Genomic DNA, 23,596 nt, shown 5'->3' on the forward strand with positions numbered 1-23,596 from the left:
CTCCTGGAGCAGCTCACCCTCGAGCAGAAGGTCGCCCTCGTCCAGGGCGCCGACTTCTGGACGACCGTGCCGCTCCCCGAGATCGGGCTGCGTGCCATGACCCTGTCGGACGGGCCCGCCGGGGTCCGCGGCCCCCGGTGGGACGAGCGCGAGCCCTCGCTGAACATGCCGTCGGGGTCCGCGCTCGCGGCGTCGTGGGATGTCGAACTGGCCTACCGCTACGGCGCAGCCGCGGCCGCCGAGGCGCGCCGTAAGGGCGTCGACGTGGTGCTCGGCCCCACGATCAACCTGCACCGTTCCCCGCTCGGTGGACGCCATTTCGAGTGCTTCAGCGAGGACCCCGAGCTCTCGGCCGAGCTCGCGGCCGCCTACGTCCGCGGCCTCCAGGACAACGGCGTCGCGGCGACGCCGAAGCACTACGTCGCCAACGACTCCGAGACCGACCGCTTCACCGTCGACATCGACGTGGACGAGCGAGCGCTGCGCGAGCTGTACCTGGCGCCGTTCGAGCGCGCGGTCGAGGCCGGCGCGTGGTCGATCATGAGCTCGTACAACGCGGTCGACGGCGTGACGATGACCGAGAACGAGCTGCTCGAGACCCCGCTGAACTCGGAGTGGGGCTTCGATGGCGTCGTCATGAGCGACTGGACGGCCGTGCGTTCGCTGGCGGCGGCCACGGCGTCTCAGGACCTCGCGATGCCCGGGCCCGCGCCCGCGTGGGCCGATCTCGTCGCGGCCGTCCGCGACGGCCGCGTGCCCGAGGCGGACCTGGATCGCAAGGTCCTGCGCATGCTGCTCCTGGCCGAGCGCGTGGGCGCCCTCGGGGACTCGGTCGCTGTCGAGCCGACCCCCCTCGATGCCACGACCTTCGCCCGCGAATCGGCGGTCGCCGGTACGGTCCTGTTGGCCAACGACGGCATCCTCCCCCTGGAGCCTGGCTCCGTCGCCTCCGTCGTCGTGATCGGGCAGAACGCCCGGGACGCGCGTACGCAGGGCGGCGGCAGCGCCACCGTCGTGCCCGAGCGGATCGTGTCGCCCCTCGAGGGTCTGCGGCACGCGTTCGGTGCCGAGCGCGTGTCGTACGAACTGGGCGCCGTGGTGCAGGAGGGAGTGGCCGAGATCCCGGTCTCGCAGCTGCGCAACCCCGCGACCGGGCAGCCCGGCGTGCGCGTGAGCTTCCTCGACGCGGACGGCCGCGAACTGTTCACCGAGGACCGACGGGCGACCGCCCTGGTGTGGTTCGGCGGCGACGCTCCGATCGCCCGATCGCGCGTCGTGGTCTTCGAGACCGTCTACACCCCCGAGTCCACGGGCGAGATCCAGCTCGGCTTCGCCGGCGCCAATCCCGGACGCCTCCTCGTCGACGGCGTCGTCGTTCTCGACGACGCCCCGGTGCTGGAGGGGACCGACCTGGGTGCGGCCTTCCTGAACCCGCCGTCCCTGACTGCCGCCGTGCGGGTGGAGGCCGGGCACGAGATCGTCGTCCGCGCCGAGTTCGACCGCTCCGACGACGGTGCGATCGCGGGAGCCATGTCCGTCACCCTCGGCATCGCCCCGGAGAAGACTGATGCCGACGCGCTCATCGCCCGCGCCGCCGCGTCCGCCGCGAACGCCGACGTCGCGGTCGTCGTGGTGGGCACCAACTCCCAGGTCGAGTCCGAGGGGTACGACCGCGTGTCCCTGGATCTGCCGGGACGTCAGGACGACCTCGTCCGCGCCGTCGCCGCCGCGAACCCGCGCACCGTCGTGATCGTCAACGCCGGATCGCCGGTCGTCCTGCCGTGGGCCGCGGACGTCGCGGCCATCGTCCAGGGCTACTTCGGCGGCCAGGAGTTCGGCACGGCCCTCGCGGACGTCGTCACCGGCGCCGCCGAGCCCGGAGGCCGCCTCCCCACCACGTGGCCCGCGGCGCTCGAGGATGTGCCCGTCCTCGACGTGGCCCCGCAGGACGGCGTTCTCCGCTACAGCGAGGGCATCCACATCGGCTACCGCGCGTGGCTGCGCGCCGACGCCCGGCCCGCGTTCCCCTTCGGCCACGGCCTGGGCTACACGAGCTGGTCGTGGGACGCTGCCGCGCGCGACGACGAGGAGCTCGTCGTGACCCTCACCAACACCGGCGCGCGCGCGGGCGGCCAGGTCGTCCAGGTGTATGCCGAGCGCGCCGGCTCCGCCGTCGATCGACCTGCCCGCTGGCTCGTCGGGTTCGCCGCGGTACGCGCGGACGCCGGCGAGACGGCGACGGTCCGCATCCCCCTCCCCGCCCGTCGCCTCGCGCACTGGGACGGCGGCTGGGAGGTCGAGCCCGGCTCGTACACGCTCCGCGTCGGCGGCTCGGTGGTGCATACGCCGCTCACCGAGAGCTGGGAGGTCGGCGCATGACCGCGGGTCTGCTGCACGGCCACGTCGATCCGCGTCTGGCGGCGGCGGGCGAGCGTCTGGCTGCCGCGCTGGCGGCCGACCCGGAGCTGTCGTTCCAGGCGGCGGCGTTCCACCACGGCGCACCCGTCCTCGATGTGTGGGGCGGAGCGCACCTCGGCGAGGACAGCGTCATCGTGCCCTACTCGGTGTCGAAGAACACGATCGGCATCACCGTCGGTGTGCTCGTCGAGCGCGGACTCCTCGACCTCGATGCGCCTGTGGCCTCGTACTGGCCGGAGTTCGCCGCGGCGGGCAAGGCCGCCGTGACGGTGCGTCAGCTGCTGTCGCACCAGGCGGGCCTCGCGCAGGCGACGCCCGCGCTGGACTTCGTGGACTTGCTCGACCAGCCGGTCGCGGCCGAGCGCCTCGCGGCGAGCGTGCCGTTCTGGCATCCGGGAAGCGCGTTCGGGTACCACGCCACGACGATCGGCACGCTCGGTGCCGAGCTCGTGCAGCGCGTCACCGGACGGACGATGCACGCGTTCTACGAGGAGGAGATCCGCGCTCCTCACGGCATCGACTTCTTCCTCGGCCTTCCGGCGGACCAGGAGTCGCGGCGCGTGGACGTGCTGCCGATGATCCCGCCCGCGGCGGGACCCGGCGAGCGCACCGTCACGCCGCTGGGCGCGCTCGTGTTCGACCCCGGCCACTCCCGCGTCGACATGGCCAACGACCGGCGGAGCTGGGGCTACGGCCACCCCGCCACCTCGGCGACCGGTAGCGCCCGCGGCATCGCCCGGATGCTGGCCGCCGCGGTCACCGGTGTCGACGGGCGGGCACCGTTCCTCTCGGCCGAGACGGTCGCGACGATCGGTCAGCAACAGGTGCGCGGGTTCGACGAGGTGCTCGGTCAGCACGACCGCGCCCACGCGATCGTGTTCCAGAAGCCCTCGGCCGCGATGCCCTTCGGCGGACCGCGGGCCTTCGGGCACGACGGCGCGGCGGGGGCGTTCGCGTGCGTCGACCCCGACACGGGCGTGGCTTTCGCCTGGACGATCGCGCGCGGCGCGTGGCCCGGCGGCGGAGATCCGCGCGCCATCGCCCTGGCGGCCGAGATCGGTCGCGTCCTCGACACGGAGACCGCAGCATGACCGACTACCCCAATCCTCTCCTCGCCGGTTTCCACCCCGACCCCTCGGCGGTGCGCGTCGGCGACACCTGGTACCTGGCCACCTCGACGTTCGAGTACCTGCCCGGCATCCCGATCCACCGTTCGACCGATTTCGTCACGTGGGAGCTCATCGGTCACGTCGCGACGCGCCCGAGTCAGCTCGGCGTCGAGGAGGTGCGCACCGCGGGCGGCGCGTGGGCACCGACCCTGCGGCACCGCGACGGCGTGTTCCACCTGGTCGTGACGGATGCCATGGGTCGGGGCATGCTCCACTTCACGGCGACCGATCCGGCCGGGCCGTGGAGCGACGGCGACCTGATCGTCGACCGGGACGGCCGTGCGTCGCTCGACGGCATCGACCCGGACATCGCGTGGGATGCCGACGGCACCGTCATCGTGACCTACTCCGGTCTGGTGCTCGGCGGCCCGGATGCCGGTCGCCATCTCGGCATCCTGCAGGCGCGCGTCGACCTGGACACGCACCGCGCGCTCGAGGAGCCGCGGTCGCTGTGGTCGGGCACCGGGGGCCAGTTCCCCGAGGCACCGCACCTGTACGAGATCGACGGCCGCTGGTATCTGCTCATCGCCGAGGGCGGCACCGAGCGCGGGCACGGCGTCTCGATCGCCCGCGCCGACCGCCCCGAGGGACCGTTCGAGACGGGACCGGCCAACCCGCTCGTCTCGGCACGTTCCACGATCCGTCCGGTCCAGAACACCGGACACGGCGATCTCGTCATCGGTCCCGACGGCGAGTGGCTGTGCGTCCTGCTGGGGGTCCGTCCGCGCAGCATGACGCGCGCGTTCTCGGCCCTCGGACGCGAGACGTTCGTCACGCCCGTGCGCTGGCACGAGGACGGGTGGCCGACGATGGAGCCGGTGGCGCTGAACCCGCGCCCCGGCACGCGCGCGGAGGTGGCCTTCGCCCCGGACGCGCCGCTGGACGGCGAGTGGATCACGCCCCGGCGTCTGCCCACCGAGCTCGCGGACCTGACCTCCCGGCCGGGGTGGCTCGTCCTCCGCTCCGACGGATCGACGCTCGACGACCCGCGCCCCGTGTTCGTCGGCCGCCGACAGGAGCACTTGACCCAGACCACGTCGGTCGCCGTCGACTGCACCGCGGGCGTGGGCGGTCTCGCCTGCCGCTACGACGAGAACTTCCACGTCGAGATCGAAGCGGGAGCCGGGCGCCTGGTGGCGCGCGCGACGGTCGCCGGTCTCGTGCAGGAGTGGGACGCCCCGATCGATGCGGACGTCGTGACCCTGCGCATCTCGTCGGAGCGTCCCCTCTCCGAGGGAGGGTTCGCGCGCACCAGCGACGTCTTCCGCCTCGCCGCCGAGGTCGACGGGCGGCGCATCGAGCTCGCCGAGGTCGACGGGCGATTCCTCTCGTCCGAGACGGCCGAGTCCTTCACGGGCCGCGTCATGGGCGTGTACGTCCGGGCCGGACGTGTGGATGCCACGAGCTGGATCTCCGAAGGGCACGACGAGTGAGCGTCACCGAGGTGATCGTGCGGGCCGAGCTGCGGGAGGACACCCCCTTCGTCGCGACGGCCCGGCCCCGACTGTCGTGGCGCGTGCAGACGGAGACACGGGACTGGCGGCAGGCCGGGGCGGAAATGACCGACGGGAGGGACACCGTCACGCTGGACGGCGACGCGTCCGTCCTCGTGGCGTGGCCGTTCGCCCCCCTGGCGCCCGGCGAGGTCCGGTCGGTGCGGGTGCGCGTGACCGACACCGCGGGCAACGCGAGCGACTGGAGCGCCCCACTCGAGGTGGCCGCAGGATTCCTCGGCGAGGGCGAATGGGTGGCCGAGCCGATCGGTCTCGCCTCGCCCGAGGCCGAAGCCCAGCCCGCGCTCGTGCGCACCGTGTTCCACCTCGACCGCCCCGTGCGCCGCGCGCTGCTGTTCTGGACGGCGCTCGGCGTCGCCGAACCCGAGGTCAACGGCTCCCCGGTGAGCGACGACGTCCTCTCCCCCGGCTGGACGGCGTACCGCGACCGCCTCGTCCACGAGACGGTCGACGTGACCGCGCACCTCACCCCGGGCGAGAACGTCCTGGGGGCGGCGATCGCGGGGGCCTGGTACACCGAGAAGTACGGCTTCTTCGTCTTCACGGATCGCGTGTACGGCGACCAGCCGGCGTTCCTGGCCCAGCTGCGCGTGACCTACGACGACGGCACCACCGAGACCCTCACCGCGACGGGACCCGGGTGGGAGGCCTCGACCGGAGGGGCCGTCCGGGCGAGCGGCATCTACGCCGGCGAGCATCAGGACCTGCGCCGCGCCGGCGAGACCGCGACGACGCCGGCTGACGGCGTGACCTGGATGCCGGCCCGGATCGGGGCCGTCGCCCGCCCCGGCTACGCGTCGGTACCCGTGCCCGAGGCCCGCATCGCTCCTCCCGTGCGCCGCATCGAGTCCTTGCCCGTGACCGCGCGCCTGCGGACGCCCTCGGGCGGTACCGTCCTCGACTTCGGGCAGAACCTCGTCGGACGCCTGCGCGTGCGCGTGCGCGGAGCTGCCGGCACGCGCGTGAGCATCCGGCACGCCGAAGTGCTCGACGACGGCGAGCTGGCGCTCCGCCCGTTGCGCAACGCCCGGGCCGAGGCATCCTTCGACCTCTCCGGCGACGAGGACGTGCTCGAGAGCCGCTTCACGTTCTACGGCTTCCGGTATGCGCAGATCGAGGGCGTCGAGGTCGCCGACGACGACGTCGAGGCCGTCGTCCTGCACAGCGACCTGGTGCGGACGGGGTGGTTCTCGTCCTCGCACGGGCTCCTGGACCGTCTGCACGAGAACGTCGTGTGGGGCATGCGGGGGAACTTCCTGTCGATCCCGACCGACTGCCCCCAGCGCGACGAGCGCCTGGGCTGGACGGGCGACCTGCAGGTCTTCGCGCCCACAGCGAGTTTCCTGTACGACAGCGTCGGGTTCCTCACGTCGTGGTTGCGCGACCTCGCCCACGAACAGGAGCGCCAGGACGGCGTCGTCCCCGTCGTCATCCCGGCCGCCCTCCCGTCCTTCGCGGGAGGTGGCCCCGTCGCCGCCTGGGGAGACGCGGCCACGGTCGTGCCGAGCGTCCTGCACGAGAGGTTCGGCGACCGCGAGGTGCTCGCCGCCCAGTACCCGAGCATGCGCGCGTGGGTCGAGGCCGTCCGCCGCGACGCCGGGGAGAGCGGCTTGTGGGCCGGACGCATGCAGCTCGGCGACTGGCTCGATGCGTCGGCTCCACCGGACAAACCGGGACGGGCGAAGGTCGACGCCGACATCGTCGCGACGGCCTCCTTCGCCCGCTCGCTGCGGCTCGTCGCCGAGGCCGCCGAGATCCTCGGGCGCGACGAGGATGCCGCCCTCTACGGCGACCTGGCCGAACGCAGCCGCCGAGCCTTCGTGTCCGAGTACGTCACCCCCGCCGGGCGCATGATGAGCGACGCCCCCACGGCGTACGCGCTCGCCCTGCGGTTCGACCTCGTCCGCGACGTGCCGACGCGTCGCGCGCTGGCCGACCGCCTCGCCGCGCTCGTGCGCGAGGGCGGGTACCGCATCGGCACCGGCTTCGTGGGCACTCCGCTCGTCACGGACGCCCTGAGCGACGGCGGCCACCTCGCCGCGGCGGAGCGTCTGCTGCTGCAGACCGAGTGCCCGTCCTGGCTCTACCCGGTGACGATGGGGGCGACGACGGTGTGGGAGCGCTGGGACAGCCTGCTGCCGGACGGCTCGGTGAACCCGGGCGAGATGACGTCGTTCAACCACTACGCGCTGGGCGCGGTCGCCGACTGGCTGCACCGGACCGTCGCCGGCCTCGCGCCGGCGGCACCGGGGTACCGCCGCCTGCGGATCGCCCCGCGTCCTCTCGCGGCGTTGGACCACGCCTCGGCACGACACGAGACGCCGTACGGCGCGGCCGAGGTCGCCTGGCGACGCGAGGGGAACGACGTCCGGGTCACCGCCGTGGTGCCCCCGAACACGACCGCCGACGTCGATCTCCCCGGCATCCCGAACGACGGCCAGGCGTTGCCTGCGACGGTGGGATCCGGCGCGCACGAGTGGACCGTCGTGCTGCCGGCGGCATCCCCTCGTCCCCCGCTCCCGGGGCTGGAAGCGTCGCTCGCGGACGTCATGGACGACCCGCGCGCGTACGCGGCGCTCCTCGAGGCGCTGAGCGAGGCCGCCCCCGAGCGGGTCGACACCGTCCGCGGCGAAACCGTCTGGGGAGCGGGCCGGCCGCTCTCCAGCGCCCTGATGTTCACTCCCCCCGACGTGCTCGCCCGGGTGGATCGCGCCGTCCGCGACGCCACCGGCGCCGTCTGACCCCGAATCGAGGACCCTGATGTTCGACCGCCGCTCTCTCTTCGGCGATGCCCTCGACCACCCCGGCGCCCGGGCCGTGCTCGAGCGCTTCCTGCCCGGCGTCGCCGCTTCCCCCATGGCGACGCAGTTCCGCGGCGGCCGCCTCGGCCAGCTCATCGCGATCGTGCCGAGCCTGCAGGACCCGGAGCATCGGGCGGCGTTCTGGGAGGCGCTCGCCGAGATCGGCGACGGCGACGTGCGCCCGCCGCACGCGCCGGCGATCGAGCCCTCGGCCACCTACGAGGGCGCCGAGGTCGCCCGCGCCTCCGCACGCGTGCGGCCGACCTCGGCGACGACGCAGTGGGGCGTCATCGAGGTCCGCGTCGACGGCCCCTCGCACGGCAACCCCTTCGTCGACGTCGACGCCCACGCGACCTTCCGCCGCCCCGACGGCTCCACCGCGCGCGTCGGCGGGTTCTACGACGGCGACGGCGAGTGGGTCTTCCGCGCGCTGGCGGATGCCGAGGGCGAATGGACCTTCGAGACGGATGCCACGACCCGGTCCCTCGACGGACTGACCGGATCGGCCCACGTGGGGGCGGCGGCATCCGGAGCCCACGGTCCGGTCCGGGTCGACGGCTTCCATTTCCGGCACGCGGACGGCACGCGGCACCGCCCGCTCGGAACCACCGCGTACGCGTGGACCCACCAGCCCGACGACCTGCAGGAGCAGACGCTCGCCACGCTCACGGACGGACCGTTCCGCAAGCTCCGCATGTGCGTTTTCCCGAAGTCGTACCTGTTCAACGCCAACGAGCCCGAGGACTTCGTCTTCCCGGGGTCGCTGGCGGACGGCTTCGATCTCGAGCGCTTCGACCCCGCGCACTTCCGTCGACTCGAACGGCGCATCGCCCAGCTCGCCGAGCGGGGCATCGAGGCCGACCTGATCCTGTTCCACGCCTACGACCGCTGGGGATTCGCCGATCTCGGACCCGCCGTCGACGACCGCTACGTGCGCTACGTCGTCCGGCGACTGGCCGCGTTCTCGAACGTGTGGTGGTCGCTGGCCAACGAGTACGACCTGGTGTGGGGGAAGGACGAGGACGACTGGGAGCGCATCGCCGCGATCGTCGGCGAAGAGGATCCGTTCGCCCACTTGATCTCGATCCACAACTGCCGCCCGTTCTACGACTACTCCCGGGCGTGGATCACTCACGCGAGCGTGCAGCGCGTCGACGTGTACCGCACCGCGGAGAACACCGACGAGTGGCGCGAGCAGTGGGAGAAGCCGGTCGTCATCGACGAGTGCGCCTACGAGGGCGACATCGACCAGGGGTGGGGCAACATCACCGGCGAGGAGATGACGCGCCGGTTCTGGGAGGGGGCCGTGCGCGGCGGATACGTCGGTCACGGCGAGACCTACCTGCCCGCGCCCGTCGGCGAAGCGATCATGCCCGCGGCGGCGGGCGACGACGACGAGGTGCTGTGGTGGGCCAAGGGCGGCGTGCTGCACGGCTCGTCCCCCGACCGCATCGGCTTCCTCGAGCGTGTCCTCGCCGACGTCCCCGGGGGCGTGCTGGACCCCGCCCCCTCGGACTGGGACGTGCCCTGGGCGCAGTCGGAGGACGGCTCGGTGCGCGTGGCCTACTTCGGCTTCAACAGACCGCGCTTCCGCACCGTGCTCCTCGGCGAGGGCGAGTGGAAGGTCGAGGTCGTCGACACCTGGAACATGACGGTCGAGGCGGTACCCGGCACACACCGGGGTACCGTGCGCGTCGACCTGCCGGGACGGCAGTTCCTCGCGCTGCGGGTGACGCGGATCGCCTGACCGGGCCGGGCGTGGGCCGATCAGGGCGCAGGCAGCGCCGCGCGGACGCCCTAATACCTGATCGCTGAGGATGCCGCAAAGCCCAATCCGAATCTCCCATCGTCCCCGAAGATGTGGGGATGGCGGCCGAGTGGTCGCTGCAAGAACTCTGGGAGGTTCATCATGAGCTCGTCTCCGAACCGCATCGTCGCCACCGTCTTCGGCGCCGTCTATCTGCTCGTCGGTCTGCTCGGCTTCGCCGTGACCGGCGGCGTCGGCTTCATCGCCACCGAGGGTGGCCTGCTGCTCGGCATCTTCGAGGTGAACCCGCTGCACAACATCGCGCACCTCCTGATCGGTGCCGCGCTGCTGGTCGCCGGTCTCGCGAACGCGCGCGCCGCCAAGGGCGTCAACACCACCGTCGGCGCCGTGTACCTGCTGCTGGGCATCATCGGCTTCTTCCTGGTGGGCACCGCCGCCAACATCCTCGCGCTGAACACGGCCGACCACTTCCTGCACCTCGCCAGCGCGGTCGTGCTGTTGGGTGTCGGCCTCGGCACCGAGCGCAACGTCCCCCGCACCGCGGCGGTCTGATCGTGAACGCTGCGACCTTCGTCCGGTCGTGGCCCTCCGTGTCCGCATGGGGGGCCGGGCTCATCGTGGCCTCCCTCGGTGCGGGCGCGATCGTCGGGCCCGGCTCCGGGGTCGCCTCGCGCGGCCTCGGAGCGGGGTTGGTCGTCCTGGGTGTGGCCTCGCTCGTCTGGGGCGGCGCCGTCCTGGCCCTGGGGCGACTCGTCGCGCCCCGGGCCGCCCTCGCGGGAGTGCTGATCGCGCTGGTCGCCACGTCCGCCCTGATGTTCGTCCTCCCCGCGCACACGAGCGTGCTCGCCGTCGCTGCGGCCATGCTTCTGCTGGTCGTCGTCGGGGGCGCCGCTGCGGTGCACCTGCGCCGACGGGGCCGCTCCGGGGACTCCCCGCGTACCGCGCAGCCGATGAGCGTCGTCGGTCTTCTCGTGGCCGCCTCGGTCATCGCGGTGGTCGTCACCCCCGCCCTGGGCTCCGCGCAGAACGCGGTGCTGCTGCGCGACGACGGATCGGTCCCCGTCATCAGCCACGAGGGTCACTGATCCGGCCCCACCCCTCCCGCGCGATGGCACGCTGGAGGGGTGACGCCTCCTCCCCCGGTCCCGCCGCACGTCGCCCGATTGCGCGCGCGGCTCCTCACCGCTCTCGCGGGTGACCCGACCGGGATGGCCCCGTACGTCCGCGCGATCGCCGAGGGCGACGACGCGGGGTACTTCGTCGAGAACGGTCCCGCGTGGACCGTTCATGCCGGGATGGGGACCCTGGTGGCCGGCATCCGGGCTCTGCTGCTCCAGGCCCTGCACCCCGGGGCTCTGGCCGGGGTCCACGACTTCTCGCGCTACCGCGAGGATCCCATCGGCCGCCTCACCGGCACCGTGCGCTGGGTCATCACGCTCACGTACGGATCGACCACCCAAGCGGATGCCGAGACCGCCCGCGTCGGGCGTTTCCACCGACGCGTCCAGGGCACGTACGTCGCCGGCGACGGCGGGGAGCGCGGCTACACCGCCGAAGACCGCGACCTCGTGCGCTGGGTGCACCTGGCCTTCACCGACGCGTTCCTGTCGAGCCACCAGGCCTACGGCGGGACGATCCCCGGGGGCCCGGATGCCTACGTCGCCGACTGGGCCACGGCCGGTCGCCTCATGCGCATCCCCGATCCCCCGCTCACCGAGGCCGCGCTGCGCGGCGAACTCGACGGGTTCCTCGACCGCGGCGAGCTCCGCCGCGACGAGCGGGTCGACGACGTCGTGCGGTTCTTGAAGAAACCGCCGTTCACGGGCGTCATGGGCATCGCCTACCGCGTGCTCTTCGCGGCGGCCGTGGCGACGATCCCCCCGCGCCTGCGGCGGATGCTGGGCGTGCGCCGGTCGTGGCTGCCGGTGAAGACCGCGACCCGGCTCATCCTGCGGGTCACCGAGCGCGCGCTCGGCTCAGGCCCGCGCGCCCAGGACATGGCCCGGCTCCGGCTGCGGCGGCTCGGGCTGTAGCCGCTCGGGCTGTAGCCGCCCCCGCACCCGGCACAACTCCTGCACACACGCACGCCGCCACGGCATCCCCCTCCCCCGGACACGGCCCGCCGGAGTTGTGCCCGCCCCCGCCTCACCCGGCACAACTCCTGCACACCCCCGCCCCGCCGACACCAACTCCCCACCTCGCCCAACCTCTGCCGGAGTTGTGGCCGCCCCCACCCCACCCGGCACAACTCCTGCACACACGCACGCCGCCACGGCATCCCCCTCCCGCGGATACGCCCTGCCGGAGTTGTGGGCGTCGTAGCCTGGAGGAACCCGAGCACACCGCGGAGGCAGCATGAGCGACGACCCGAGGCAGGCGGCGGAACGCTACCGCCTGGACCGGCGGCTGAGGGATGCCGGGATCGAACCGGAGCCCGAGGATGCCGCTCCCCCACGCGGCTCGACCACCGCTGAGCGGGCGGCCTACGTCGAGACCGCAATTCAGCAGGCGATCCGCCGCGGCGACTTCGACGACCTGCCCGGGGCCGGCAAGCCACTTCCCGATCTCGGCGGCAGCCACGATCCGGACTGGTGGATCCGCCGCAAGATCGAGACCGAGAAACTCAACGGTCTCGGGCCGCCCGCCTTGACGCTGCGGGTCGAGCACGCCGAGCTCGCCACGCGCATGGACGCGCTGTCTCGCGAGGATGACGTGCGCGAGGCGCTCGAGGACTTCAACCGCCGCGTCATCGATGCGCGGAGGCAGCTCCTCGGCGGGCCGCCCGTAGTGACCCCGACCGTCGACATCGAGGCCGAAGTGGCCGCGTGGGCCGAACGCCGTCGCCGGCGCCTCGCCGCGACACCGGCCGCTCCGCTCGCGCGGCGGCGGCGTGGATGGTTCCGGTCGCGTTGACCGCGGGCCCGCAGCGCCGCCAGATCACGTGAACTCGCCGAGGTCACAGGTCATGGCGCTCCACAGCGGGTCACCTCGATCAGATCACGTGATCTGGGCGCCACGGTGGCGCCACGGTGGTGCCACGGTGGTGCCACGGTGGCGCCGCACAGCCCGGACCGGCGTCGGCGTCAGAGCGCGGCCAGGGCCTCGGCGCGGGCCACGAGCGCGCGGGCGCGGGCCCGGGCAGGGGCGTACGACCCGTCGACCGGGCCGTCGGGCGTCGCCGAGAGCAGGGTCCGGGCCGCGGCGACCTCGTCGGGCGACGGCGTGAAGCCGACGTGGGCGCCGGGGATCGCGGCATCCCGCAGCGCCAGCGTCCCGGTGAAGCCCATCGCGGCGGCGTGGGCCGCGGCATCCTGGGCCTGCTCGCTCGCGCCGCACGGACCGTCGATCGGCCCGGCGATCCCGGCCGCCGCCGACGCGACGACCAGCTGCGCGCGCGGCCACGACAGCGCGAGGCGGTCGGCGGCCATGCCGGTGTCGCGGCGGAAGTCGCCGGTGCCGAACGCGAGGCGCCGCGTCGCGGGGTGGGCGGCGATCGCCGGGGCCGAGAGCAGCGCCACGGCCGACTCGATCATCGCGACGATCGGTACCCCCGAGGGAAGGGATGCCGCGACGTGCGCGACGTCGGCCGGCCCCGCGCACATCGCCAGCACGACGCCCGCGAGACGACCGTCGAGGTCCCGGCCCAGCGCGAGATCGGCCTCGCCGTCGGGAGTTCCGGCAGCGCTGATGCGCAGCCACACCGGCGCGGCCTCGGCCGCGTGGCGGGCACGGTCGCGCCCCTCGGCCTTGCGGCCCGCGGGCAGACCGTCCTCGAGGTCGAGGACACGCACGTCGGCCGCGGTCCCGCCGTCCGCGGCGAGCGGCGAGCGCAGCAGCCACGTCCGCGCGAGGTCGACGCGCGCGGAGGCGGAGGCGGCCGAAGCCGTCCCCGCCCCCAGGTGCGCAAGGCTCACGAGCGACCCCGCGCCGCAGCCGCCGCCTCGGCCTCCGCCTGGGCGCGGAAGGCGTCCAGGGCACGGGTGTCGACCGGGGCGGGCCCGGTGCCGGCCTCCGCCGACGCCTCTTCCTTGGCATCCGCCGCGGGGGTGGCCGAGTGGTCGTGACCGGTGAGGAGCGCCTCGTCGAACGGCATCCGGCCCGAGAGCACCTCACGCACGCGCTCGCCGTCGTACTGCTTGGTCCACACGCCGATGAGCATCGTGGCGACCGCGTTGCCGGTGAAGTTGGTGACCGCGCGGGCCTCGGACATGAACCGGTCGATGCCGACGATCACGCCGACGCCGTTGACCAGGTCGGGGCGGTAGGCCGAGAGACCGCCGGCCAGGGTGGCGAGGCCGGCGCCGGTCACCCCGGCGGCGCCCTTGGACGCGATGATCATGAAGACCATGAGCCCGATCTGCTCGCCGATCGACATGGGTGCGCCCATCGCCGAGGCGATGAACAGCGACGCCATCGTGAGGTAGATCGCCGTGCCGTCGAGGTTGAACGAGTACCCCGTGGGCACGGTGATGCCCACGACGGGCTTCGAGACGCCGAGGTGCTCCATCTTGGCGATGAGGCGGGGCAGCGCGGCCTCGGACGACGAGGTGCCGACGATCAGCAGGTACTCGCGGCCCAGGTACTTCATGAGCGCGAAGATGTTGACCCGCGTGACGACGTAGAGCAGCACACCCAGGACGAGCGTGATGAACAGGAAGCACGTCAGGTAGAACGCCCCCATCAGGATGCCGAGACTGATCACGGCCTGGAACCCGGTCTTGCCGACGACCGCGGCGATCGCGCCGAACGCACCGATGGGCGCGAGCCACAGGATCATGCCCAGGATGCGGAAGACCAGCGCCTGGAAGTTGCGGATGCCCTCGACCATGCGCGCCCCGCGCTCGCCCATACCCTGCAGCGCGAAGCCGACGAGCAGGGCGATGAACAGCACCTGCAGGATGCTGCCGCCGGTGAACGCCGAGAAGAACGTCGTCGGAATGATGCCCAGGATGAACTCCTGCGTCGTGGTGGCCTCGGGGGCCGCCTCGTACGTGGCACCGGCGATGTTCAGGCCCTCGCCGGGGTGGATGATGTTGCCGACGACGAGGCCGATGACCAGCGCGAACGACGACATGACGAGGAAGTAGAGCATCGCCAGTCCGCCGATCTTGCCGACGGTCGACGCCTTCGCGATGGAGCCGATGCCGACGACGATCGTGCAGAAGATCACCGGCGCGATCATCATCTTGATGAGGTTGACGAAGCCCTTGCCGAGGGGCTCGAGGCCCGTCGCGAACTGCGGGGCGGTGAGTCCCACCACGATGCCCGCGACGACGGCGAGGATGACCGCGATGTAGAGCCAGTGGTTGCGGTCGATCTTCTTACGCGGACGACCGTCGCGCGTGGTGCGGAGTGAGAGAGACATCGGCGACTTCCCCTTTTCCTAACGTCTTCGTTGAGTCCGGCGGGGTCGCCGGCGACGTGACGACTCTGCGGGAGCGCCGACCCCGGGCCGAGTTGTGGTCGTATTGTTCACGGCAGACCGGAAAGGGCACGGCGTGCGATTGAGCGTGGGCGGACGGCTGGCGATGGTGTCGCTGGGCGTCGTCGTGCTGGTCGCGGGCGTCCTGGCGGCGCTCATGTCGGTCCAGCTGTCGGACTCCGGTCAGCGGCAGGCCGAGCAAGTGACGCGCTCCGTGGCCGAGACCCTCGCGCACGAACCGGAGGTCGCCGCGCTGGTGCGCGAGCGGGACTCGGACACGCTGCAGCCGATGGTCGAGGCGATCCTGTCGGACGCCGACCTGTCGTTCGTGACGATCATGACGCCCGACGGCATCCGGTTGACCCACCGCAATCGCTCCGAGATCGGCGAACCGTACCTGGGCTCGCGCGAGGAGGCGCTCGCGGGAAGCACGCACACCGAGGTGTACGGCGGCACCCTGGGCCCCTCGGTCCGCACGATCGCGCCGATCCGCGCGGACGGCGCTGACGAGGGCGAGATCGTCGGCCTCGTCTCGGTCGGGGTCACCCTGGGCGCGGTGCAGGCCGACCTCGCCGCACGCGTGCCGCTGATCGTCACCGCCGCGGCCGGAATCGTGGGGATCGGCATCCTCGGTGCGCTCTACGTCCGTCGCAGCGCCCGCCGTGTCACCGGCTCGTACACGCCCCGCGAACTCGCGCGGCTCGTCGAGAGCTACGAGACCGTCCTGCACTCGCTGCGCGAGGGGCTCGTCGTCACCGACCACGAGGGCCGGATCGTGCTGTACAACGACGAGGCGGCCGACCTGCTGGGCCTTCCCCCCGCCACGACGGGGCAAGTGAGCCTGGACCCGCGGGAGATCGACATGGATGCCGCCCTCGCCGAGGCACTCGTGAGCGGCCGCCGCATGGTCGAGGAGACGGTCGTCACGGGCGACCGCGTGCTGCTGATCAACCAGGAGGAGGCGCGCGACCTGACCGGCCGCCGCGCTCCCGAGCGCGGTCGGGTCATGACCCTGCGCGACCGCTCCGAGCTGCAGGCGCTGCTCGGCGAGCTCGAGGGCGTGCGCACGCTGAGCGACACCCTGCGGTCGCAGACGCACGAGCACGGCAACCGTCTGCACGCGCTGCTGGCGTTGCTCGAGCTCGGTCGCATCGATGACGCGCGCCGGCTCATCGCGGCCTCCACCGAGGATCGGCAGGCGCTCGCCGACCGCCTGGTGGCGGGCAACGACGGCGCCGTCGTGGTCGCGCTGCTGCTCGGCAAGCTCGACGAGGCCGCCGAACGCGGCGTCGCCCTCGACCTCGACGTCGATGAGCCCACGCCCGCGCTGCCCCTCGCCCCGGCCGAGGCGGTGACGATGGTCGGCAACCTCGTGGACAATGCGATGGATGCCGCGGCCGCCGGCGCGGATCCGCGGTGGGTGCGCGCTTCCCTGACGCGAAGGGCTGCCGACGTCGTGATCGAGGTGAGCGACAGCGGGACGGGCTTCGACCCCCGTCTGGCGGACCCGTTCGCGTTCGGTGCGTCGACCAAGGATGCCGCGGCGCCGGGCGGCCGCGGGGTGGGACTCGCCCTCGTGCGCGACATCGTCGCGGCCCACGGCGGCACCCTCCGCGTCACCGCCGATCCCACGACCGTGCGGGTGCTGCTCCCAGCTCCCGTCGAGGCGGTGACCGCGTGATCCGCGTGCTGATCGTCGACGACGATGCCCTCGCCCTCGAACTGCACTCCGCCTACGTCGAGCGGCTGCCGGGGTTCGCGGTAGCGGGCCAGGCCGCGGGCGCTCGCGCGGCGCTGACCGCGATCGCCGACCCCCACCGCCCCATCGACCTCGTGCTGCTGGACATGACGATGCCGGACGGCGGCGGGCTCGACGTCGCCCGGCGCGTGCGCGCGATGGGCGCGGGCGTCGACATCATCGCGGTGACGGCGGTCCGGGATGCCGCGACCGTCCGCGCCGCGGTGTCGACCGGCGTCGTGCAGTACCTCATCAAGCCGTTCACGTTCGCCGCCTTCCGCGAGCGACTCGAGGCCTACCGCGCCTACGTCGAGGGGCTCGACCGCGCCGCCGGCGAAGCGACCCAGTCCGAGGTCGACGCCCTGCTGGGGACGCTCCGCACCGTCGCGCCGACGCTTCCGAAAGGCCTGAGCGACGAGACGCTGCAGGCCGTCGCCGAGCGTGTCCGCACCGCCGCTGCGGCGGTGTCCTCGACCGAGGTCGGCGAGCGCGAGGGCATGTCGCGTGTGACCGCACGCCGCTACCTCGAGCACTTGGCCGACGTGGGCCGCGTGCGCCGCGAACCTCGCTACGGCGGCCCCGGCCGCCCCGAGATCACGTACGCCTGGGTCCGCGGCTGACGCCGGGGACACGGCATCCCTCGCCCCCGCCCCCGCCCCGCGTCCAGATCACGTGAACTGGCCGACCGTACATGCGATGGCGTGCAACGCCGCGTCACTTCGTCCAGATCACGTGAACTGGCGGCGCCCCGCCCCCGCGCGACCCCGCGTCAGAGGTCGAACGCGGCGCGCACGCCCTCGTTCACGACGACGCCCGCACGCACATTCAGGCCGCGGGCGAGCGCCGGATCGGCGGATGCCGCGGCCTCCCAGCCCGCGTCCGCGATGCGGGTGATGTACGGCAGCGTCGCGTTGGAGAGGGCGCGCGTGGAGGTGTGGGGCACCGCCCCGGGCATGTTCGCGACGCAGTAGTAGAGGGAGTCGTGGACGCGGAACGTCGGGGCGTCGTGCGTCGTGGCGCGCGAGCCCTCGAAGCAGCCACCCTGGTCGATCGCGATGTCCACGAGCACCGAGCCCGGCTTCATCGCCGCGACCATGTCGTCGGTGACGAGCTGGGGTGCCGCCGCCCCCGGGATCAGCACCGACCCGATGACGAGATCGGCGTCGGCGAGCTGTTCGGCGATCTCGAGTCGGGTCGACGCGCGCGTCTGGATCGCGCCGCCGAAACGCTCTTCGAGCTGACGGAGCTTGGGCAGCGAGATGTCGATGACGGTGACGTCCGCCCCGAGTCCGAGCGCGTTGGCGGCGGCGTGCTCGCCGGCGACACCACCGCCGATGACCACGACCTTCGCCTTGGGAGTGCCGGGGACGCCACCGGGGAGGAGTCCCCGGCCGCCCGAGGCGCGGAGCAGATGATGGGCGCCCTCGATGATCGACAGGCGACCGGCGACTTCGCTCATCGGCGCGAGAAGGGGAAGCGCCCGATCGGCCGTCTGCACCGTCTCGTACGCGACCGCCGTCGTCCCGGCCGCCATGAGGGCGTCGGTGAGCGGTCGGTCGGCGGCCAGGTGCAGGTAGGTGAAGAGCGTGAGGTCGGCGCGGAGGAAGCCGTACTCGGGGGCGATCGGCTCCTTGACCTTGACCAGCAGCTCGGCGCGCGCCCATGTCTCGTCGGCGGTGGCGACGATCTCGGCGCCGGCGGCGCGGTACTGCTCGTCCGAGAACCCGCTGCCCTCGCCGGCGCCGGCCTGGACGAGCACTTCGTGCCCGCGCCGCGCCAGAGCATCGACACCGGCGGGCGTCATGGCGACGCGGTTCTCGTTGTTCTTGATCTCGGTGGGCACGGCGACGCGCATGAGTCTCTCCTCGGAGTGGGGGTGGCAGGAAGAATCGCAGAAAGTTGTGTTTCCGTGGCGTAAATCCGCAGAATCTTCGTTACGGATGCCATTCACCTCGGTATCGTCGGCATTCGAACGATTCTGCAGCCGAGAGACCCGAAGGATCTGCGATGGCCGACGACGATCTCCATCCGCTCGACGCGCGGATCATCGAGCTGCTCTCCGCCGATGCGCGCATGACCAATGCCGCCCTCGCCGACGCGCTCGGGGTCGCGGCATCCACCGCGCACACCCGCGTGCGGGGCCTCGTCGATCGGGGCCTCATCACCGGCTTCCACGCCGCGGTCGACCAGAGCCGGCTCGGGCGCGGTCTCCAGGCGATCGTCGGGGTCACCCTGCGACCCGGCCAGCGGCACGAGAGCATCCGCGCGTTCGCCCAGGACGTGCGGCAGCACCCCGACGTCATCCAACTCTTCTTCCTCGGCGGGGCCGACGATTTCCTCGTGCACATCGCGGTGGACGACTCCTCCGCCGTGCGCCGCTTCGTCGTCGATCAACTCTCAGCCCGGCACAGCGTGGCATCCACCCGCACGAGCATCATCTTCGAGTACCACCGCAACGGCCTGGCCGCCGATTTCACCTGACCTCGCGTCCCGTCGGGCTGCGGTTCTGCACGCGGAGCCGCAACGATGAGCACGGCAACGCCGCCGCGGCGGGCGACCGCGGACCGCGACTCCCGGCCGATAAGGTGGCGGAACCGTGCACCGCCGCTCGGGGAGGGGGAGAGCGATGCTGCTGACGATCGGCCTCGCCGCCATGTGCATCGGCGTCGCCGTCAGCGTGGTGGGTATCGCCCTGCCCCGCGCGTCCGCGCCCGTCCCGTTCACGACTTTCCTGCAGTACGCGACCATGGCCGGCATCCTCTCCATCGGTTCGACCGTGATGTACGTCGTGCACAGGTACGACGGCGCGCGGCTGGCCCTGTCCGTCGGGGACGCCGGCATGGTGCTCGCCGCCGGAACGATGACCGTCGCCGTCGCGGCGCTGTCGACGCGACGCCGACGTGCCGCCCTCGGCGTCGTCACGGCGATCGCGATCACCACGGCGATCGTCACGGCGAGCACCAGCGAGGACACGTCTCTCGTGATCAAGGCCGCGGTCCTCACGGTGGTGAGCGGCGCCTGCGCGCTCGCCGCCGCTCGTTCCCCGGTGGTTCCGCACACGCCCGCACGCCTGCTCGCCACCGCGATGGGTCTCTATGCCGTGTACTCGGCGGCGCGCGCCGTCGTAGGGGTGACGACCGGGTGGGCGGGTCCGGTGGGGGCGGTGTTCCGCTCCTTGGAGATCGGCGCGGCGATCGCCATCGCCACTGTTCTGGTCTGCGGGCTGACCGTCATCCTGTCCCTCGGGTCGGCGACACGACTGTCCGACAGCGATCCGCAGGAGCTCACGGTCATCGCGATCAGCGACGCGCGCCTCGTGGCGGCCGCGTACGGTCCCGACCGCCTGAGGTCGCTCGTGGACGAGCTGCGGGTCGCGGCCCACGCTCTCGATGACCGCGCCGTCGACGTCCGGCATGGCGTGGCGACGGCCCTGCCGTCGGCACTCTCGACCCTCGGCGACCAGATGCAGAACGCGTTCGGATGGAACCCTGAGGAGATCGCGCTCCTGAGCGAACGCGGCGGTCGGCGCGGCCGGATCGATCAGCGCTGAGGGTGCCGCGTCGGGTCGCGGCTCAGCTCAGAGCAGCGGCGAACGCGGCGATGTCCGCCGGAGTCGAGCGGCAGCAGCCGCCCACCAGCCGCGCGCCGGCGGCCACCCGCCGTCGAGGACGAGCGGCCGTGCGTCGAGGTCGATTACGCCTCGTGGGTCTCGCCGGCGGCGAGCACCCGCAGCACGCGCGCCAGCATCGCCTGATCGGCGCGATTCACGTCGCGGAGGGCGTCGGCTTCGAGCCGCACGAGTTCGGTCATCGCCGCGTCGACGCGTTCGATGCCCTCGGGAGTGATGGCCACGAGGATCGCCCGCCCATCCGAGGGGTTGGGGCGACGGTGCACGAGCCCGCGGTCCGCGAGCTTGTCGAGGCGATTGGTCATCGCCGCGCTGCCGATCATCGTCGCCGAGATCAGCCGCGTGGCGCTGAGCTCGGTGTCTGCGCGGCGGAGGACGGCGAGCACGTCGAACTCCCACACGGCGATGTCGGCGCTCGCGAAGGCGCGCGCGCGCAGCTTCGACAGGTGGAAAGCGGCACGGCGCAGCCGCGACATGACGTCGAGGGGGGTCAGATCGACGTCGGGCAGCAACTGCGACCACGCGTCGATGAGGAGATCGACCTCGTCGTCTTTGCTGCTGGACACGGTGGACACACCTCGACGGTACCGGAGCCGCGGGGGGCGACGGCTCCACCGCCCGCGAGTCGGGGGGCGATTCGGCGATCGTGCCGCGTCAGTCCCGCGTCGGAGCACCGCTGCGCGCCCCGAACCCGCGCGCCAGGGTCGCGCCGGCAGCGGTGAGCCACGCGCCCGGGGCCGACAGGGCCGCCTCGGGCGAACCGGCAAGGTCGGCGAGGGCGACCGCGTCGCGGAACGCCGAGGTGTCGGCATCCGGAGCGATGCGCCCGGCCACGAGCAGCGCGGGGCACGCCGACGCGCGAGCCAGGGCCGCCACCCGCTCGGGCACCTTGCCCGCACCGGAGCTCGCGTCGAAGGATCCCTCGCCCGTGATGACGACGTCGGAGGCGGTGATGGCGTCCGCGAGGCCGACGAGGTCGGCGATCCGCTCGGCCCCCGGCACCAGCTCGGCGCCCCACGCGAGCAACGCCGCGCCGGTGCCGCCGGCCGCGCCGCCACCGGGCTCGGTCGCATCGACGCCCAGGAGCGCCGCCGCCCGGGCGAGCGCCGCGTCGGCGTCGGCGATCTCGTCGGGCCCGAGGCCTTTCTGCGGCCCGAACACCGCCGCCGCGCCGCGCGGGCCGGTGAGGGGACTCCGCACGTCCGTCAGGACGAGCGCCCCGGAGGGTGGGAGCGGGCGCAGCCCGGAGCGGTCGAGGCGGGCGGCGTCGCGCATCCCCCGCAGCCCGGCGGCGACCTCGACGCCCGCGGCATCCGTGATCCTCGCCCCGAGCGCGGAAAGCGCACCGAAGCCGGCGTCGGTCGAGGCGCTCGACCCGATCGCCAGCACGAGCCGCGAGACGCCGTGATCCAGGGCCGCGGTGATCGCCTGTCCGAACCCGTGCGTACCGGCATCGAGCGGGCGCAGGGTGTCGCCGAGCAGCTCGATGCCCGAGGTCGAGGCCAACTCCACGACCCCCGTGCCGCGCGGGGCGTCCCCCGTCGCGGGGAGGAGGACCCAGGATGCCGCGACCTCGCGGCCGTGCGGACCCGTGACGTGCACCGGCATCCGGCGCGCCCCCGGCACGGCGACGAGGAAGGCATCGAGGGTTCCCTCGCCGCCGTCGGCCATCGGGAGCTCGACGATACGGTCGTCGCCCCGGACGCTCCGCCACCCCGCGGCGAGCGACGCGGCGGCATCGGCCGCGGAGATCGAGCCCTTGAACCCGTCGGGGGCGAGAAGCACAACGGTCACGCCGCGACCCTAGCCGCTCGGCATCCGGAGCACGACGCCGGTGGCGCGGCGACCGAACTCCTGAGGAACCGCACGTCGGACCGTTCCGCCACCGGGCTTCCCGCCGCCACGGCCGAGAACTCCGGAGTTCGGTCCGGCCGCGCGGCGCGCCGCCCCGCCGCGGCCGTGTCAGCGGGACGTCCGGCCGCCGCCCCGCCGCGGCCGTGTCAGCGGGACGGCGGGGCGGCGGTCGTGGCGCGGACGACGAGTCGAGTGGGCAGCTGAACGTGGGTCTCGGGCAGCTCTTCCCCCGCCATGAGGGCCAGCACGATCCGCACCGCCTCGGCGCCGAGGCGCTTCATCGGCTGCCGCACGGTGGTCAGCCCCGGCTGAGCGCGCGCGGCCTCGGGCACGTCGTCGAACCCGACCACCGAGAGATCGTCGGGCACCCGGAGCCCGCGTTCCCCGGCGACCTCGATGATCGACAGGGCCGACAGGTCGTTCGCGGCGAACACGGCCGTCGGCCGGTCGGGCAGGGCGAGCATGGTGTGCGCGGCTTCCCGGGCGACGTCCTGCTCGTAACGCCCGACCCCCACGAGGACCGGATCGAACGGGATGCCGGCCGCCGCGAGCCCCGCACGGTAACCGGAGGCGCGCGCCACCGCCGACCGCAGATCGGGGCGGCCGGCGATGAAGCCGATGCGGCGGTGTCCGAGCTGAGCGAGATAGTGGACGGCCTGCTGTGCACCGGTGTAGCTGTCGGATTCGACCGTGGGGAGGTCGGCCCGGCCGGTGTGCGGGTCGACCGCGACGATCGGCACCTCGCTGACGACGTTGACCACCGTGGGGGTCACGATGATCGCCGCATCGATGAGGGTGCCACTGAGCCGGCTGAGCGATCGCCGCTCCCAGCCCTCGCCGTCACGACGCGAACCGCTGTACGCCAACAGGTCGTAGCCGGTGCCGGACAACGCTCCGCCCACGCCCTTGAGGATCTCGGCCGAGAACGGTTCGATGTCGGCCACCAGGACGCCGATCACCCCGGTGCGGCGAGAGCGCATGCTGCTGGCGACCAAGCTGGACTCGTACCCGAGCGCCTCGACGGCGTCGAGGACGCGCGCCACGGTCTCGGGCGAGACACCGTACCGACCGTTGACGGCTTTGGACACGGTCGCCACCGAGACGCCCGCGGCCGTGGCGACGTCGTGGATGGTGGCGCGTCTGTTCACGGCTCGAGACTAGTCGTGGAAATCATTTTCGAAAACGTTTGACGATGGTCATCCCGCGGGTGACACTTCTGACACCCCGGACCGCACATCCGGGCGTGAACGACCGGCATCGCAGCCGAAAACCGGAGCATCCCGC

Annotated in this window: 20 protein-coding genes; 13 read left to right on the forward strand and 7 right to left on the reverse strand. The window is 73.0% G+C overall.

Features of this window, described 5'->3' with window-relative positions:
* The first annotated feature begins 96 nt into the window (after positions 1 to 96).
* From AC3E6M_RS15450 to AC3E6M_RS15490, 9 genes are all read left to right on the forward strand, one after another.
* Positions 97 to 2,379: a beta-glucosidase family protein gene (locus tag AC3E6M_RS15450; protein WP_490530470.1), complete on the forward strand. Its 2,283-nt coding sequence runs from the start codon at positions 97 to 99 to the stop codon at positions 2,377 to 2,379.
* Positions 2,376 to 3,509 carry a serine hydrolase domain-containing protein gene (locus AC3E6M_RS15455; RefSeq protein ID WP_138175045.1) on the forward strand — a complete coding sequence of 378 codons (1,134 nt, stop codon included), beginning with the start codon at positions 2,376 to 2,378 and terminating at the stop codon, positions 3,507 to 3,509. Before AC3E6M_RS15450 ends, AC3E6M_RS15455 begins: the two co-directional genes overlap by 4 nt.
* Positions 3,506 to 5,020 carry a glycoside hydrolase family 43 protein gene (locus AC3E6M_RS15460; RefSeq protein WP_138175043.1) on the forward strand — a complete coding sequence of 505 codons (1,515 nt, stop codon included), beginning with the start codon at positions 3,506 to 3,508 and terminating at the stop codon, positions 5,018 to 5,020. Before AC3E6M_RS15455 ends, AC3E6M_RS15460 begins: the two co-directional genes overlap by 4 nt.
* Positions 5,017 to 7,842, forward strand: coding sequence for an alpha-L-rhamnosidase (locus AC3E6M_RS15465; protein WP_490530443.1), 2,826 nt, complete (start codon positions 5,017 to 5,019; stop codon positions 7,840 to 7,842). The genes AC3E6M_RS15460 and AC3E6M_RS15465 overlap by 4 nt, the downstream gene beginning before the upstream one ends.
* A 19-nt stretch (positions 7,843 to 7,861) precedes the next feature.
* Positions 7,862 to 9,649 carry a DUF5605 domain-containing protein gene (locus tag AC3E6M_RS15470; RefSeq protein WP_490530445.1) on the forward strand — a complete coding sequence of 596 codons (1,788 nt, stop codon included), beginning with the start codon at positions 7,862 to 7,864 and terminating at the stop codon, positions 9,647 to 9,649.
* Positions 9,650 to 9,811: 162 nt separating this feature from the next.
* Positions 9,812 to 10,222 carry a DUF4383 domain-containing protein gene (locus tag AC3E6M_RS15475; RefSeq protein WP_138175038.1) on the forward strand — a complete coding sequence of 137 codons (411 nt, stop codon included), beginning with the start codon at positions 9,812 to 9,814 and terminating at the stop codon, positions 10,220 to 10,222.
* A 2-nt stretch (positions 10,223 to 10,224) separates the two neighbouring features.
* Positions 10,225 to 10,755, forward strand: a complete 531-nt coding sequence (locus tag AC3E6M_RS15480; protein WP_490530447.1) for a hypothetical protein — start codon at positions 10,225 to 10,227, stop codon at positions 10,753 to 10,755.
* A gap of 123 nt (positions 10,756 to 10,878) precedes the next feature.
* On the forward strand, positions 10,879 to 11,703 hold the full coding sequence (locus tag AC3E6M_RS15485) for an oxygenase MpaB family protein (protein ID WP_394529752.1): 825 nt from the start codon (positions 10,879 to 10,881) through the stop codon (positions 11,701 to 11,703).
* 322 nt (positions 11,704 to 12,025) lie between these two features.
* Positions 12,026 to 12,583 carry a DnaJ family domain-containing protein gene (locus tag AC3E6M_RS15490; RefSeq protein ID WP_490530449.1) on the forward strand — a complete coding sequence of 186 codons (558 nt, stop codon included), beginning with the start codon at positions 12,026 to 12,028 and terminating at the stop codon, positions 12,581 to 12,583.
* Between the two features lie 170 nt (positions 12,584 to 12,753).
* Here AC3E6M_RS15490 and AC3E6M_RS15495 read toward each other — a convergent pair whose 3' ends face one another.
* Positions 12,754 to 13,584: an HpcH/HpaI aldolase/citrate lyase family protein gene (locus AC3E6M_RS15495; RefSeq protein WP_490530450.1), complete on the reverse strand. Its 831-nt coding sequence runs from the start codon at positions 13,582 to 13,584 to the stop codon at positions 12,754 to 12,756.
* On the reverse strand, positions 13,581 to 15,035 hold the full coding sequence (locus AC3E6M_RS15500; RefSeq protein ID WP_138175029.1) for a cation:dicarboxylate symporter family transporter: 1,455 nt from the start codon (positions 15,033 to 15,035) through the stop codon (positions 13,581 to 13,583). The genes AC3E6M_RS15495 and AC3E6M_RS15500 overlap by 4 nt, the downstream gene beginning before the upstream one ends.
* Positions 15,036 to 15,168: 133 nt before the next feature.
* On the opposite strand from AC3E6M_RS15500, the gene AC3E6M_RS15505 reads away from it, so the two are divergent.
* On the forward strand, positions 15,169 to 16,773 hold the full coding sequence (locus tag AC3E6M_RS15505) for a sensor histidine kinase (RefSeq protein ID WP_138175027.1): 1,605 nt from the start codon (positions 15,169 to 15,171) through the stop codon (positions 16,771 to 16,773).
* Complete coding sequence (locus AC3E6M_RS15510) at positions 16,770 to 17,450, forward strand: response regulator (protein WP_394529741.1); 681 nt, start codon at positions 16,770 to 16,772, stop codon at positions 17,448 to 17,450. Before AC3E6M_RS15505 ends, AC3E6M_RS15510 begins: the two co-directional genes overlap by 4 nt.
* 149 nt (positions 17,451 to 17,599) lie before the next feature.
* On the opposite strand, the gene ald is transcribed toward AC3E6M_RS15510, so the two are convergent.
* Positions 17,600 to 18,685 carry an alanine dehydrogenase gene (gene ald / locus AC3E6M_RS15515; protein WP_138173247.1) on the reverse strand — a complete coding sequence of 362 codons (1,086 nt, stop codon included), beginning with the start codon at positions 18,683 to 18,685 and terminating at the stop codon, positions 17,600 to 17,602.
* Positions 18,686 to 18,837: 152 nt separating this feature from the next.
* Between ald and AC3E6M_RS15520 the strand changes: the two genes are divergently transcribed.
* Positions 18,838 to 19,311: an Lrp/AsnC family transcriptional regulator gene (locus AC3E6M_RS15520; RefSeq protein ID WP_138173245.1), complete on the forward strand. Its 474-nt coding sequence runs from the start codon at positions 18,838 to 18,840 to the stop codon at positions 19,309 to 19,311.
* Between the two features lie 145 nt (positions 19,312 to 19,456).
* Positions 19,457 to 20,380, forward strand: a complete 924-nt coding sequence (locus AC3E6M_RS15525; RefSeq protein ID WP_138173243.1) for a hypothetical protein — start codon at positions 19,457 to 19,459, stop codon at positions 20,378 to 20,380.
* A 22-nt stretch (positions 20,381 to 20,402) separates the two neighbouring features.
* Here AC3E6M_RS15525 and AC3E6M_RS15530 read toward each other — a convergent pair whose 3' ends face one another.
* The 4 genes from AC3E6M_RS15530 to AC3E6M_RS15545 form a co-directional block, all read right to left on the reverse strand.
* Entirely contained in the window at positions 20,403 to 20,594 is a 192-nt protein-coding gene (locus tag AC3E6M_RS15530; RefSeq protein WP_490530472.1) for a homocysteine S-methyltransferase family protein, read from the reverse strand.
* Positions 20,524 to 21,033 carry a MarR family winged helix-turn-helix transcriptional regulator gene (locus tag AC3E6M_RS15535; protein WP_252370899.1) on the reverse strand — a complete coding sequence of 170 codons (510 nt, stop codon included), beginning with the start codon at positions 21,031 to 21,033 and terminating at the stop codon, positions 20,524 to 20,526. Before AC3E6M_RS15535 ends, AC3E6M_RS15530 begins: the two co-directional genes overlap by 71 nt.
* Before the next feature lie 79 nt (positions 21,034 to 21,112).
* A complete protein-coding gene (locus AC3E6M_RS15540) occupies positions 21,113 to 22,252 on the reverse strand; it encodes a glycerate kinase (protein WP_138173241.1) in 1,140 nt (379 codons plus the stop codon).
* Between the two features lie 206 nt (positions 22,253 to 22,458).
* Complete coding sequence (locus tag AC3E6M_RS15545) at positions 22,459 to 23,460, reverse strand: LacI family DNA-binding transcriptional regulator (RefSeq protein ID WP_138173239.1); 1,002 nt, start codon at positions 23,458 to 23,460, stop codon at positions 22,459 to 22,461.
* Positions 23,461 to 23,596 lie beyond the last annotated feature (136 nt).

The sequence above is a fragment of the Microbacterium sp. SCPM-O-B-15248 (M128) genome, from assembly GCF_058214835.1.

What these genes read in the sequence shown, in the direction of transcription:
- AC3E6M_RS15450 (WP_490530470.1), top strand. Translation starts at nt 97, where the DNA reads ATGACCCTGTCGGACGGGCCCGCCGGGGTCCGCGGCCCCCGGTGGGAC.
- AC3E6M_RS15455 (WP_138175045.1), top strand. Translation starts at nt 2,376, where the DNA reads ATGACCGCGGGTCTGCTGCACGGCCACGTCGATCCGCGTCTGGCGGCG.
- AC3E6M_RS15460 (WP_138175043.1), top strand. Translation starts at nt 3,506, where the DNA reads ATGACCGACTACCCCAATCCTCTCCTCGCCGGTTTCCACCCCGACCCC.
- AC3E6M_RS15470 (WP_490530445.1), top strand. Translation starts at nt 7,862, where the DNA reads ATGTTCGACCGCCGCTCTCTCTTCGGCGATGCCCTCGACCACCCCGGC.
- AC3E6M_RS15475 (WP_138175038.1), top strand. Translation starts at nt 9,812, where the DNA reads ATGAGCTCGTCTCCGAACCGCATCGTCGCCACCGTCTTCGGCGCCGTC.
- AC3E6M_RS15485 (WP_394529752.1), top strand. Translation starts at nt 10,879, where the DNA reads ATGGCCCCGTACGTCCGCGCGATCGCCGAGGGCGACGACGCGGGGTAC.
- AC3E6M_RS15490 (WP_490530449.1), top strand. Translation starts at nt 12,026, where the DNA reads ATGAGCGACGACCCGAGGCAGGCGGCGGAACGCTACCGCCTGGACCGG.
- AC3E6M_RS15500 (WP_138175029.1), bottom strand. Translation starts at nt 15,035, where the DNA reads ATGTCTCTCTCACTCCGCACCACGCGCGACGGTCGTCCGCGTAAGAAG.
- ald (WP_138173247.1), bottom strand. Translation starts at nt 18,685, where the DNA reads ATGCGCGTCGCCGTGCCCACCGAGATCAAGAACAACGAGAACCGCGTC.
- AC3E6M_RS15520 (WP_138173245.1), top strand. Translation starts at nt 18,838, where the DNA reads ATGGCCGACGACGATCTCCATCCGCTCGACGCGCGGATCATCGAGCTG.
- AC3E6M_RS15525 (WP_138173243.1), top strand. Translation starts at nt 19,457, where the DNA reads ATGCTGCTGACGATCGGCCTCGCCGCCATGTGCATCGGCGTCGCCGTC.